This window comes from Flavobacteriales bacterium (assembly GCA_020435415.1).
Taxonomy (GTDB): domain Bacteria; phylum Bacteroidota; class Bacteroidia; order JACJYZ01; family JACJYZ01; genus JACJYZ01.
Genome location: JAGQZQ010000007.1, coordinates 1 through 14,557 on the forward strand (window position 1 = coordinate 1; position 14,557 = coordinate 14,557).

The following is a 14,557-nucleotide window of genomic DNA, read 5'->3' on the forward strand; positions in this document are numbered from 1 at the left end:
ATCCCGTCGAACTCACCGAAGAGGAAGCTCCCAAAGTTGAAGCCAAAGAAACGGCAGCGCCGGAAGAAAAGCCCGAGCCTCCAAAAAAAGAAAAGAAAACCACCACCAAAGCAGAGAAGAAGCCTGAGCCCGAAGTAAAGCCAGAAGAGGAAACGAAGACAGAAGAAGTAGTGGCGGAAAAACCGGCTGAACCAACACCTCCGGAACCGGAACCGGAAAAGCCCGCAGAAGTTGTAGAAACACCCGAAGCGGTAAAGGAAGAACCTGCTGAGCCAAAGGAAACCAAAACCGAGGAAGCGCAAGCACCTCCCAAAGCAGAGGAGGATGCGGATGACGGTGTGATCAAAGCCAGGGTCAGTCGCCTTGAGGGTCCTACCATCGTGGGTAAGATTGATCTTCCCGAACCACAGAAGAAACCCGTTGCTTCCTCGTCGGATTCTGAAATAGATAGCAAAGGTCGAAAGAGAAAAAGAAAAAGAATCGGTACGGAACCCGCCAAGAAGGAAGGGGCCGGCCCACGCACCGGTGGTGGCCCTGGTGGTCCCGGTGGAGGCGGTGATAAGCGCGGAAGAAAAGGACGTGCGGTAAAGGAGGAACCCAATGAAGAGGAAATCCGCGCACAAATTAAAGATACCCTTGCACGTCTGAGTAGCTCGGGCGGTAAGTCCAAAAGTTCCAAATACCGCCGTCAGAAACGTCAGGCGATAAGCGAACAGATGCAGCAGGACATGGAGCGTGCGGAATCGGAAAGCATGATCCTCAAGGTAACGGAATTTGTTTCAGCCAATGAACTGGCGAAGATGATGAACGTGCCGGTGAACGAGATCATTTCCGCCGGTATGGCCCTCGGCCTGTTCCTCTCCATCAACCAAAGACTGGACGCTGAAACGTTATCCATTATCGCCGAGGAATTCGGATATAAGATGGAGTTCGTCAGTGCCGATCTGCAGGAAACATTGAAAGAGGAAGAAGAGATAGAGGATGATGAAGCCACCCTTGTCCCGCGCCCGCCTATCGTTACTGTAATGGGACACGTCGACCACGGTAAAACGTCTTTGCTCGACTACGTCCGAAAGGCCAACGTGATCGCCGGTGAAGCAGGTGGTATTACACAGCATATCGGAGCATATGCGGTAGATCTGAAGGATGGTCGCAGGATCACCTTCCTGGATACACCCGGTCACGAAGCGTTTACCGCCATGCGTGCCCGCGGTGCGCAGGTAACGGACGTAGCGATCATCGTGATTGCGGCGGATGATGACATCATGCCACAAACCGTGGAAGCGATCAATCATGCCCAGGCTGCCGGAGTACCCATCATCTTCGCGATCAACAAAGTGGATAAACCGAATGCCAATCCTGACAAGATCAAGGAAGCCCTGTCTGCCAGGAATTTCCTCGTGGAAGAATGGGGTGGTAAATATCAAAGTCATGACATCTCAGCCAAGAAAGGAACCGGTGTGGATGATCTTCTTGAGAAGGTGTTGCTCGAGGCAGAACTTCTCGAACTGAAAGCCAATCCGGACAGAAGGGCGAACGGTACCATCATCGAAGCAACCCTGGACCGTGGCCGCGGTTATGTATGTACGTTGTTGGTTCAGGGTGGGACGCTTCGCGTCGGAGACATCATTCTGGCAGGATGTCATTACGGAAGGGTTAAGGCGCTGTTCAATGAAAGAGGCCAGGCGATTCCTGAAGCCGGACCGTCTACACCGGTGCAGATCCTCGGACTGAACGGTGCACCCCAGGCAGGTGATAAGTTCAATGTGCTGGAAGAAGAGCGCAAAGCCAAGGAAATCGCAAACAAACGGATGCAACTTCAACGTGAACAAGGCATACGTGCACAAAAACATATCACACTTGATGAGATCGGCAGACGTCTGGCCATAGGAGACTTCCAGGAACTGAACGTGATCGTGAAAGGTGACGTGGATGGTTCCGTGGAAGCACTTGCCGATTCATTGCTCAAATTGTCTACCGATAAAATTCAGGTGAACGTGATCCACAAATCCGTAGGACAGATCACCGAAACGGATGTGTTGCTGGCCAGCGCATCCAACGCCATCATCGTGGGCTTCCAGATCCGCCCGAGCCTCAATGCACGGAAGCTGGCAGAGAAGGAAGAGATCGATATCCGACTGTATTCAGTGATCTACAATGCCATCAATGAGATCAAATCCGCGATGGAAGGAATGCTTGCACCGGAGATGAAGGAAGAAGTGGTGAGCAATGTGGAGGTTCGCGAAGTATTCAAAATCTCCCGCGTTGGTACGATCGCAGGTTGTATGGTGATCGATGGAAAGATGACCAGAAATACACAGGTGCGCATCATCCGCGATGGTATCGTGATCTACACCGGTAAATTATCTTCCCTCAAACGCTTCAAGGATGATGTTAAGGAAGTGAGCAGTGGTTACGAGTGCGGATTATCCATTGAGAACTTCAATGATATCAAAGTAGGAGATATCGTGGAAGGATTTACCCAGGTACAGGTTAAGTAGAAGAAGTGCTTCCTTGTTGACCCCTGCGCCGTAAATCACTCTTCCGGAATCGCAGACCAGCGGATGTCGTCTTTGACAATAAAACACGCCGGGAAAGTTTCGATGAGGTCCTTCTTGAGTTTTTCTGCAGCAAACCGGTTCCGGCAATCGCCGACCCTTACTTTATAGTTGGGGGCATCCCATTGTACATAAACCGATAGCTCGGGGTATTTAACGAGTACTTCCGATTTCACCTGGTTTGCTTTATTCTTGGCTTCTGTTCCTGAACCAAAATAGATTTGTACCCGGTAGCCCGCGACCGTGCCCTTTTCCCTGCCCTCTTTTTCGTAAGCCTCCTGGAGGCGGTCGAGACGTTCATCGCTTTCGACCTTTACCGGATTGGTGCGTGTGATAGAATCGGTTGGTACCTGTGCGAGACTGATATTGACGGTAGCCATCATCGCGACTGCCAGTCCTGTCCATGTGTTTTTCATCGGGGGTGCAAGGTACATATTTCCGGTATTGTGTTCGCTTTATCGCAGTGATACTTCAGGAACGTTACGAATGGTTGTTCGGTATTTTTGTGCGCTCAATTTTTAGAAGTCATCTACCAAGATATCATTTTTATAGACAGAGGTTTGAAACGGCTTCCAATACCTTATTTAGAATCATTATAAATTAATCATTTCTTAATTACCGATGAATGATAAAATGCGAATTGTTCTAAATTTGTCCACCGTAAAAAGTATTGTTTTCTACGCAAAATATCCAATATGCGCAACCTGTTTATGAGGGTTTCCAAGCTCAGATTGGCGCTACATTTTCTACTGATCTTCGGAGTTGCCGCGGTGTCGTCCAGCCACGCGCAGAGCGGTAAAGATTTGTTCGAAGCGAACTGTAAAGCATGCCATTCGCCAGGCGATAAAGTAGTGATCGGGCCGGGTCTTGCCGGAATTGAAGACCGGGTGCCAAGTAAAGACTGGCTGTACCAATGGATACAGAATTCCAGATCGCTGATCGATGCCGGAGATGCATATGCTGTTAAGGTTTTCAAGGAAAACAATGAAATAGACATGCCCGCCCAAGCGGTTTCAAAGGAAGAGATTGACGCCATCCTTACTTATATTAAGGACTATAAGATACCGGAAGTAGTGGTTAAAGATCCTGAAGGCGGAACTCCTGGTGCGCCTGCAGGCGGAACTCCTGGTGCGCCTGCAGGCAATACCCTGCTTTATGCCCTGATCATTGCATGTATTACCCTGCTGCTTGTTATCTGGTTCCTGTCTTCCACCAAGAAGTCGCTGAAGGTTGCGGTAGCGGATAAACTGGGTGAGCCTATTCCTGTGGACCGCGGTCTGTTCGGCAACCTCAAGCATTGGATGTCAAACAACAAACGCGCGGTTGCCGTGATCGTGTTGTTGATCGTTGCGCTCGGACTTCGTCAGGCCTGGTACAGCGTTATCTGGATAGGTGTACATCAGGGCTATGAGCCAACACAACCTATTGCTTTCCCGCATGACCTGCACGCAGGAAAGAACGGTATCAACTGTGTATACTGTCACTCAAGCGCGGAAAAAGGCAAAACAGCCGGCATTCCATCCCTGAATGTGTGTATGAATTGTCACGTTTATGTGGCTGAAGGGGAACGCAGCGGATCGTCAGAGATCAACAAGATTTATGAATACCTTGACTACGATCCTGAAACCAAAACTTACGGAGATAATCCGAAGCCCGTTAAATGGGTGCGCATTCACAACCTGCCTGATCTGGCCTACTTCAACCACTCACAACACGTGAAAGTGGGCGGCATTGCCTGTCAAACCTGTCATGGCGCCGTTGAAGAGATGGATGTGTTGCACCAGGAATCAACCCTGACCATGGGATGGTGTGTTGATTGTCACCGCAACCAACCGGTGAAAATGGAAGGCAACGGATACTATGATTACGTGCATAATAAGCTGAGCGAGGAACATAAGGCCAAGTTCATGAAGGACGGAAAGATCACTGTTGAAGAATTAGGCGGACTGGAATGTGCCCGCTGCCACTATTAATCTGAACTGAAAAACCTTGTCTGGGAATGACAACCATGAATAAGACTTACTGGAAAGGCATTGAAGAACTCGAGCAGGATCCCTCCTTTATACAAGCAAGGGACAACGAGTTTGCGGAACACCTCCCTGTGGATGAATTCCTGTCCGGCGAACAGGTTCAGAAGGCACCCACAAGCCGCAGAGATTTTCTGAAATACCTCGGATTCGGTGTGACTGCCGCTACACTTGCTGCATGTGAAGCCCCCGTTAATAAGGCCATCCCTTATATCATCAAACCAGAGGAGATCACCCCCGGTATCGCCAACTGGTATGCATCTTCTTATTTTGATGGCAACGACTATTGCAGTGTGCTGGTAAAGACACGTGAAGGTCGCCCCATCAAGATTGAAGGAAATAAGTCCTCATCCGTTACGGAAGGTTCGATCAACGCGCGTGTGCAGGCCGGTATCCTTTCTTTATACGATGAATCCAGACTGCGTAACCCGATGAAGGGTGGTCAGAACAGCGACTGGGCATCGGTGGATCAAGCCATCATCTCAAAACTAAAGGCTGCCAAGGCTGCCGGAAAGAAGGTGAGAATTCTTACTTCTTCTACGGCAAGCCCAAGCACATCCAAAGCCATACAAGCATTTCTGAATGTATATGGTGCAGGTACCAGCGATGATGGTACGCAGGCCACCAACGAAGTGGTGACCTATGATGCCGTTTCACGCTATGGAATCATCGAGGCACATAGGAAAGCCTTTGGTCGCTCCGCTGTTCCGGCGTATTCATTTGACAAAGCCGACGTGGTGGTGAGTATCGGTGCGGATTTCCTGGCCAACTGGGTATCCCCCGTTGAGTTCATGAAACAGTACGGTAAGAAAAGGAACCTGAAGGAAAACAAGACGATCTCCAAACATATCCAGTTTGAAACACATCTGTCGCTGACCGGTTCCAACGCCGATGAGCGCATCCCGATGAAACCATCTCAACAGGGACAAACTGTACTTGCGCTCTATAATGCTGTTGCATCAGGCACGGGCAATACCCCTGGAGGTAGTGCTTCACTTCCTTTTGATGAAAAGATCAAAAGTGCGGCGTCTCATCTTCTCAAGAATCCCGGAAAGTCTCTCGTGGTCTGTGGAAGTAATGACCCCAATGTTCAATTGCTCGTGACTGGTATCAACAATATGCTTGGTAACTATGGCAAGACACTTGACATTGAAAGACCAAGCCTGCTCTTCCAGAGTGATGATGCAGCCGTTGACAATCTTATAAAGGACATGCAAAGTGGCCAGGTTGGCGCTCTGTTGATTTACAATACCAACCCGGTTTATAGCTTGCCCGATGGTGAAGCGTTCAAGGCCGCCCTGAAAAAGGTGGACCTGACGGTTTCTTTTGCACCGTCTCTTGATGAAACAGCCGCTTCGGTTGAGTTTGTTTGCCCGGATTCACATTTCCTGGAATCATGGAATGACCATAGCCCGAGGAATGGCGAGTATAGCGTTTGCCAGCCAACCATCAGTCCGCTGTTCAAAACAAGACAGTATCAGGAAAGTCTCCTTGCATGGGCAGGTCAGCCAACGTCGTTTCATGATTTTATCAGAAAGCAGTGGGAAGCAGATCAGTTTACCAGACAAAGCGGTGAGTTGATGTTCGACGCTTTCTGGAACAACAGCTTGCACAAAGGTTGTTTGTCTCTTGCTCCAACTGCTCTGATTCCTGCCGTAGGTATAGCGACGGATCTTTCTGCAGCCGCTTCTGCCGTTGCAAATTCTGTACCTAAGGGTGGTGCTTATGAACTCGTGCTGTATGAAAAAACAGGCGTAGGTAACGGGATGCATGCCAACAACCCATGGTTGCAGGAACTCCCCGATCCGATCTCCAAAATTTGCTGGGACAACTACGTGACCATGAACCCGGTTCATATGAAGGAACTTGGATTCAACACCGTTCTGGGTCAGCAACAGGAGGCGGATGTCATTACCCTCACTGTCGGAAAGGCCACGCTGAATGCACCTGTATATCCTCAACCCGGACAGGCGAAGGGAACTATCGGACTGGCGCTCGGATATGGCCGCACCACCGTTGGAAAAGCGGGTAAAGACGTTGGTGTGAATGCATATAAACTTGCTACACGCGATGGCAATGGAATCGTATACTATGCTGCCAATTGCAGTATCAGCGGTTCCGTTGGAAAAATGCACCTGGCCACTACACAGACCCACCACACCCTGATGGGACGTGATAGTGAGGAGACCGGTATCGTTAAGGAAACCACCCTTGCTGCTTATATGAACGATGCTTCATCCGGCAACAAGCAGGTGACTGTCGCTACGGTTGATCATAAACATGAGACACCGGATAAGGTGGACTTGTGGAAATCGCATACCAAGGATGCCATTCACTGGAACCTGTCTGTCGACCTGACATCCTGCATAGGTTGCGGGGCTTGCGCCGTGAGCTGTATCTCAGAGAACAATATCGCTGTCGTTGGTAAGGATGAGGTGAGAAGGTCCAGGGAAATGCACTGGATCCGGATCGACCGCTACTACAGCTCTGACTACAGCAAGGCGAAAGCCAAGGAAGAGGGTGTAGGAAAGATCGAAATGTATCACCGCTTGGAAGAGCCTTCTGAAAATCCTCAGGTGGTTTTCCAACCAGTAATGTGTCAGCACTGTAACCATGCACCGTGTGAAACGGTTTGTCCGGTGGCTGCCACTTCCCATAGCAACGAAGGTTTGAATATGATGACCTATAACCGTTGCGTGGGTACAAAATACTGCCAGAACAACTGTCCGTATAAAGTACGTCGCTTCAACTGGTATAGCTATCCGAGGGATTCCAAGTTCACAGACATTAACCCATCGCAGAATGAGCTGGGTCGTCTTGTACTGAACCCTGATGTGGTGGTACGTTCCCGTGGGGTGATGGAAAAATGCAGCATGTGTGTACAACGTCTGCAAGAAGGTAAACTGGAAGCGAAGAAGGAAGGTAGACCTATTAAAGACGGTGAAGTTCAGACTGCATGTAGTGCCGTTTGTCCTACACATGCCATCCGTTTCGGAAACGTGGCAGATGAGAATTCCGAGGTCCGGAAGTTGTCCGAAGATCCCAGAACCTATTACCTGCTGGAAGAATTGAATGTGAAACCTTCGGTGCAGTACATGACCAAGGTGAGAAATACAGATAAAGCTTAATTAACAGATCATTTACGCTATGAGCGAAGCAGTACAGACCATTCGTCAGCCGCTGATCAAAGGCAGTAAAGACCTGCATCAGATCACTGAGGATGTGGCCAGATCCGTAGAAGGAAAGGCCAGCCGCCTTTGGTACATCGTATTTACCGTGGCGGTGGTGGCTGCTCTTTGGGGCATCGGTTGCATTATGTATACCATCGGCCGGGGGATCGGCACCTGGGGAGTTAACAAAACCGTTGGTTGGGCATGGGATATCACCAACTTCGTTTGGTGGATCGGTATCGGTCACGCCGGTACCCTGATCTCAGCCGTACTTTTGTTGTTCCGCTCCCGCTGGCGTATGGCGATCAACCGCTCCGCAGAAGCGATGACCATCTTCGCGGTGATCATGGCGGCGCAGTTCCCGCTGATTCACATGGGAAGACCGTGGCTGGCGTTTTATGCGCTGCCATTGCCAAACCAACTGGGTTCGCTGTGGGTGAACTTCAACTCCCCGCTGTTGTGGGACGTATTCGCGATCTCGACCTACTTCTCCGTTTCGCTGGTATTCTGGTACATCGGACTGTTGCCTGACTTCGCCATGATCCGCGACCGGGCCATCAAACCGATGACCAAAAAGATTTATGCCCTCCTCAGCTTCGGATGGAGCGGACGCGCAAAAGACTGGCAACGTTTTGAGGAAGTATCACTGGTATTGGCTGGATTGGCTACACCACTGGTATTCTCGGTACACTCCATTGTAAGTATGGACTTTGCCACTGCGGTGCTTCCCGGTTGGCATACCACCATCTTCCCGCCTTACTTTGTATTGGGTGCCCTGTTCTCCGGCTTTGCCATGGTATTGACCCTGTCTCTGATCATGCGGAAGGTGATGCATCTGGAAGATTATATCACCATCTCCCACATCGAGTATATGAACAAGATCATCATGCTTACCGGTTCAATGGTGGGTGTGGCCTATATCACGGAGCTCTTTGTGTCGTGGTACTCAGGTGTGGAATATGAAAGCTATGCCTTTATCAACCGTGCAACCGGCCCGTATTTCTGGGCCTATGCATCCATGATGACCTGCAACGTGGTGAGCCCGCAATTGTTCTGGGTAGGCAAATGGAGAAGGAACCTCACCTTTACTTTTGTTCTGTCCATCATCGTGAATATCGGTATGTGGTTCGAACGTTTTGTGATCATCGTGACATCGCTGCACCGCGACTTCCTGCCAAGCAGCTGGACGATGTACCATCCGAGCTTTGTGGATATCGGTATTTACATCGGTACCATCGGTATATTCTTCGTCTTGTTCCTTCTATTCTCAAGGGTATTCCCGGTCATCGCACAAAGTGAGACCAAGTCTATCCTGAAAGGAACAGGTAACCAATATTTGAACGTGATCTCTGAATAACAGACGCCATGACGCATAAGAAAATATACGGTCTATTTGATGACGACCACGTATTGATAGACGCGGTGAAGGCCCTTCGTGCCAAAGGGTTTCATATTGAGGAAGTCTACACCCCTTACCCGGTTCACGGCTTGGATGCCGCAATGGGCCTCGAAAGGACCCGCCTGGCCATATGCTCATTCATCTATGGTATGACCGGTGTGAGCCTGGCCCTTCTGATGAACTGGTACATGACCATTCAGGACTGGCCAATGGATATCGGTGGTAAGCCTAGCTTCTCTTTCAGAGAGAACCTGACATCGTTTATTCCCGTGACTTTTGAATCAGGTGTGTTGCTCGCAGCACATGGTATGTCCATCACCTTTTTGTTGAGAAGCTGGTTGCTGCCCGGTGTGAGTGCAAAGAACCCGGATCCCAGAACCACCGACGATAAATTCTGCATTGAACTCGAAGCCCATTCCGAGGAAGAGGTTTCTGCAATGACCAGCGCACTGAATGAATCAGGCGCTTTTGAAGTCAATACAAAATAAGCTCAGCGAATTAACATCGCCTATGAACCGTTTGAAAGCACCGAAAACCGTAAATCAGATCGCAACGCATGCCCTCCTTGGCGTAGTTGTCGTGATGGGTATGGCCTCATGCGGACAAGATCCCACGCGTAAGTACGACGAGAGTCAGAAGCATACCACACCGCGCATTGAGTATACGGCGGCTATGGATATGTACAGATCACCGTCGTATGAGACCTACTCAACCAACCCGGTGTTTGCAGACAGTATGTCTGCACAAAAACCGGTAGCAGGTACAGTAGCACGGGGGCATCTGCCATACGCTTATCCCAATACAAAGGAAGGATATGAACTGGCCGGGCAACAACTGAAAAACCCGATCCCTCTTTCCCCGAAAGTATTGGAAGAAGGCCAGGATCTTTTTGTCAAATACTGTTCTCATTGTCATGGAGCAACAGGAATGGGAGATGGTAAGATGATTAAGAATGACCGGTTCCCACCGCCGCCGGCATACAGCTCGGAAGCATTGAAGAACCTGTCGGAAGGCAAGATGTACCATTCCATTACTTACGGAAAGAACCTGATGCCGAACCACGCAACCCAGCTTTATCCGGAAGAACGGTGGAAGATCATTCACTTTATTCAAACCCTTCAGGGACCGAAAACAGCAGAGGTTCCGGCTGAAGGAGGCGCAACAGGAACACAGGAGGCAACCCCGGTTCCCGCTGAACAGGAAGCTGCACCTGCAGAATCAACGCAAAACGGTTAATTGGTCGTGATTATGGAGTATAATTTTACACAGAAGAGCAAGGTTTTCAGTTTTATACTGATGGCAATCGGACTGGTGTCCATCATTGCGGCTTTTGCATCAGACCCACATCAGGCATGGGCCAACCTGCTGGTCGATAACTTTTTCTTTCTGGCCATCGCCCTGTTCGGTACTTTCTTTATTGCCTTCCAATACCTGACCGAAAGTGGCTGGTCTGCGGTGATCAAAAGAATCCCGGAGGCCATGGCCCAGTATCTTTATATAGGTGGCCCCCTTTTCCTCATTGTCATCTTTGCAGGAAATCATAACATATTTCACTGGATGGACCACGAACTCTTCGAAGAGGGTTCCCCGCACTTTGATAAGATCATTGCCGGTAAAGAGGCCTTCCTTAATCCCGTTTTCTTTTACGTCCGTTCCGTGATCTATATCGCCGGCTGGATTGTTGGTACCTATTTCCTCAGGAAATATTCTTTACAGGAAGACCTTCAGGGAGGACTGAAATGGCACAAGAAAAGCATTAAGGCTTCCGCCGGTTTTGTGGTTTTCTTCGCCGTGAGTACTTCCATCGCAGCGTGGGACTGGATCATGTCCATTGATGCTCACTGGTTCAGTACCTTGTTCGGATGGTATGTGTTTCTGGGTTTCTGGGTCAGTGGAACAACGTTTGCGTTACTCTTCACGATCTACCTGAAACGCAAGGGATACCTCCAGGAGGTAAATGAGAATCACCTCCATGATATGGGCAAATGGATGTTTGCCACCAGCATGGTGTGGGCCTACCTATGGGTATCCCAGTTCCTGTTGATATGGTATGCCAATATCCCTGAAGAGGTAACTTATTACCAGTTCCGGATTGAGGAATATGCCCTGCCATTCTTCGGTATGGTCATCGTTAACTTCTTCCTGCCATTCTTCGTGCTGATGAGCCGTGATGCCAAAAGGCATACCGGACTGCTGACAATGGTCGGAGGTATTATTTTCCTGGGACACTGGTATGATGTACAGATGATGGTGATCCCTGGCATAGTACAGGAACACGGTCATATCGGTTTTGCCGAATGGGGTATGTTCCTCGGATTCCTGGGCCTGTTCCTTTTTGTAGTGCAGAATGCCCTGGCCAAGGCGCCCATGGTTGTGAAGAATCATCCCTTCCTCGAAGAGAGCCTTCACCATCATTATTAATAGGTCAGAGAACAACAGATTTAGGATGCGGTTTTAAAATATCAACACATGATCGGTTTTTTCATATTTATCGGAATCATTTTGCTCGTCATCGCTGCCATTCAGTTGGTGAAGGTGTTGGATCTTGCGGCTGTGCTGCAAGGAAAGGGAGACGACAATGAGGTCACCACGGAAAGGGACAACCGTACCAACGGTATTCTCTACATCGTTTTCATGGTGATCTTCTTCGCCTTTGTGATAGGCCTCACCATGAAATATGCAGAATTCCAATTGCCTTCTCCTGCTTCCGAACACGGACAGGGTATTGATGATATGATGCACCTCAACCTGGTGATCATCAGCGCCGTTTTCTTTCTGACCAATATTCTTCTTTTCTTCTTTGCCTTTAAATACCATGGAAGAAAGAACAGCAAGGCGACTTTCTACCCACACAACAACAAATTGGAAATGGCATGGACCATTGCGCCCATGATCGTTCTGGCCGGCCTGATCACCTATGGTCTGACCATGTGGAACAGGGTGATGGATGCCAATAAATATGCTGAAGAAGATTACCTGCACATTGAATTATATGCCAAGCAGTTCGACTGGACCGCACGCTATGCCGGTGTAGATGGTAAATTCGGAAAGGCAAGCTTCCGCCTGATCGAAGGAACCAATGCCCTGGGATTGGATGTAAATGATCCGGCTGGTAGCGATGATAAAGTGGTGAAAGAACTCCACCTTCCGAAAGGCAAGCCGGTAAAGCTTTCTTTCCGTTCGCGCGACGTGATCCACAGTGCTTACCTACCCCACTTCAGGGTACAGATGAACTGTGTACCCGGTATGACCACACAGTTTGCATTTACGCCGAGTAAGACAACCGCGGAAATGAGGGAAGATCCATACGTGATTAATAAGTATGCCAAGATCAACCAGCTCCGTAAGCAAAGAGGAGAAGCGGAAGATGCTGAATTCAATTACATTTTGTTGTGTAATAAAATTTGTGGAATGGCCCACAACAATATGCAAATGAAGGTGGTGGTTGAATCCGAAGAGGAATTCAATGCCTGGTTCGCCAAACAGAAAGCATTCGGTGAACAATAAAATTTAAGAACACAAAATCAATCCATATAATTGAACGCTATGTCTGCAGAAAGCCACGCGCACTCGCATCATCACCATAAAGAACACTGGATTTCAAAGTATGTGTTCAGCATGGACCATAAAATGATCTCCAAGCAGTTTCTGGTCACCGCTATTGTCATGGCCGTTGTGGGTATGTTGATGTCTACCTTTTTCAGACTTCAACTCGCATACCCCGGAGAAAGCTTCGGAATTCTTAACTTCTTTCTTGGTGACAAAGGTGCTCCGGGTGGAATCATGAAGCCCGAGATGTACCTCGGACTGGTAACCATCCACGGTACCATCATGGTGTTTATGGTATTGACAGGCGGACTCTCCGGTACCTTCAGCAACCTGCTGATCCCCTTCCAGGTCGGTGCACGTGATATGGCTTCCGGCTTCCTGAACATGCTATCTTATTGGTTCTTTTTCATTTCAAGTGCGATCATGCTGATCTCATGCTTTGTGGAAACGGGTCCTGCATCATCAGGCTGGACCATTTATCCTCCACTGAGTGCCCTGGAGCAAGCCATCCCCGGTTCCGGACTGGGTATGACCCTCTGGCTGGTAAGTATGGCACTGTTTATCGTATCCGCACTTCTGGGTGGTCTGAACTACATCGTGACCGTTGTAAACCTGCGCACCAAGGGGATGAAGATGACCCGCCTGCCGCTAACAATCTGGGCATTCCTGGTAACAGCCATCCTGGGTGTACTTTCTTTCCCCGTGCTGCTATCCGCTGCCCTGCTGCTCATTTTTGACCGCAGTTTCGGAACCAGCTTCTATTTGTCAGACATTTTTATCCAGGGTGCACCCCTTCATCATGAAGGTGGTAACCCCATCCTTTTCCAGCACTTGTTCTGGTTCCTCGGTCACCCTGAGGTTTATATCGTACTTCTACCGGCGCTCGGAATTGCCTCGGAGGTAATCGCAACCAACTCGCGTAAACCTATCTTCGGTTACCGCGCCATGATCGGTTCAATCCTCGTGATCGGCTTTTTGTCATTCATCGTTTGGGGTCACCATATGTATGTGACCGGCATGAATCCGTTCCTCGGTTCGGTGTTCGTATTCACCACGCTGCTGATCGCGATTCCATCTGCAGTAAAGGTGTTTAACTATATTACCACCCTGTGGAAAGGGAACCTGCAACTCACACCGGCCATGCTGTTCTCGATAGGTCTTGTCTCCACCTTTATCACGGGAGGGGTAACCGGTATCATCCTAGCGGATTCGGCATTGGACATCAACGTTCATGATACTTATTTCGTGGTTGGTCACTTCCACATTGTGATGGGTATGTCCGCCATTTTTGGAATGTTCGCCGGAATATACCACTGGTTCCCCAGGATGTACGGGAAGATGATGAATAAGAAGCTGGGTTATCTCCACTTCTGGGTCACCATCGTATCTGTTTACGGTGTATTCTTCCCCATGCACTACTCCGGTTTGGCTGGATACCCCAGACGTTATTTCAACTACGATGCCTTTGCCATGTTCGAAGGTTTCAGGGATATGAATCAACTGATCACTTTCTTCGCTGTGATGGGAGCGATTGCACAGGGCATCTTTATCTTCAACTTCTTCTACAGCATTTACCTGGGACGCAAAGCAAGCCAGAATCCATGGAGATCCAACACCCTTGAATGGACCGCTCCGGTTGAACATGTACACGGTAACTGGCCCGGCGCTATTCCGGAAGTACATCGCTGGCCGTATGATTACAGCAAGCCAGGAAAGGAAGAGGACTATGTACCACAAACGGTTCCCCTGGAATCCGGTGAGTACGATGAAGGTCATTGACGCCTTTTAAAAAATGTTCATCCCCCGCACCACCCCGGTACGGGGGATTTTTTGTTATTTTAGGTCAGGATCCCT

10 protein-coding genes are annotated in these 14,557 nt (G+C 49.2%); 9 read left to right on the top strand and 1 reads right to left on the bottom strand.

The window, feature by feature from the left end:
- Positions 1-2,501 (top strand): translation initiation factor IF-2 (infB, locus tag KDD36_02370; protein ID MCB0395469.1); only part of this gene is annotated, 2,501 nt, incomplete at its 5' end.
- 35 nt (positions 2,502-2,536) lie between these two features.
- Here the strand turns inward: infB and KDD36_02375 are convergent.
- Complete coding sequence (locus KDD36_02375; protein ID MCB0395470.1) at positions 2,537-2,974, bottom strand: SPOR domain-containing protein; 438 nt, start codon at positions 2,972-2,974, stop codon at positions 2,537-2,539.
- Between the two features lie 279 nt (positions 2,975-3,253).
- Between KDD36_02375 and KDD36_02380 the strand changes: the two genes are divergently transcribed.
- Genes KDD36_02380 through KDD36_02415 form a run of 8 tightly spaced genes read left to right on the top strand, consistent with a single transcriptional unit; the run spans position 3,254 to position 14,482 of the window.
- Complete coding sequence (locus tag KDD36_02380; GenBank protein MCB0395471.1) at positions 3,254-4,531, top strand: c-type cytochrome; 1,278 nt, start codon at positions 3,254-3,256, stop codon at positions 4,529-4,531.
- 26 nt (positions 4,532-4,557) lie between these two features.
- On the top strand, positions 4,558-7,713 hold the full coding sequence (locus tag KDD36_02385) for a TAT-variant-translocated molybdopterin oxidoreductase (protein ID MCB0395472.1): 3,156 nt from the start codon (positions 4,558-4,560) through the stop codon (positions 7,711-7,713).
- 19 nt (positions 7,714-7,732) lie between these two features.
- A complete protein-coding gene (nrfD, locus tag KDD36_02390) occupies positions 7,733-9,112 on the top strand; it encodes a polysulfide reductase NrfD (GenBank protein ID MCB0395473.1) in 1,380 nt (459 codons plus the stop codon).
- A gap of 8 nt (positions 9,113-9,120) precedes the next feature.
- Positions 9,121-9,642 carry a DUF3341 domain-containing protein gene (locus KDD36_02395; protein MCB0395474.1) on the top strand — a complete coding sequence of 174 codons (522 nt, stop codon included), beginning with the start codon at positions 9,121-9,123 and terminating at the stop codon, positions 9,640-9,642.
- Between the two features lie 22 nt (positions 9,643-9,664).
- Positions 9,665-10,390: a cytochrome c gene (locus KDD36_02400; protein ID MCB0395475.1), complete on the top strand. Its 726-nt coding sequence runs from the start codon at positions 9,665-9,667 to the stop codon at positions 10,388-10,390.
- 60 nt (positions 10,391-10,450) lie between these two features.
- Complete coding sequence (locus KDD36_02405) at positions 10,451-11,575, top strand: quinol:cytochrome C oxidoreductase (protein MCB0395476.1); 1,125 nt, start codon at positions 10,451-10,453, stop codon at positions 11,573-11,575.
- 48 nt (positions 11,576-11,623) lie between these two features.
- Entirely contained in the window at positions 11,624-12,661 is a 1,038-nt protein-coding gene (locus KDD36_02410; protein ID MCB0395477.1) for a cytochrome c oxidase subunit II, read from the top strand.
- A 39-nt stretch (positions 12,662-12,700) separates the two neighbouring features.
- A complete protein-coding gene (locus KDD36_02415) occupies positions 12,701-14,482 on the top strand; it encodes a cbb3-type cytochrome c oxidase subunit I (GenBank protein MCB0395478.1) in 1,782 nt (593 codons plus the stop codon).
- Positions 14,483-14,557 lie beyond the last annotated feature (75 nt).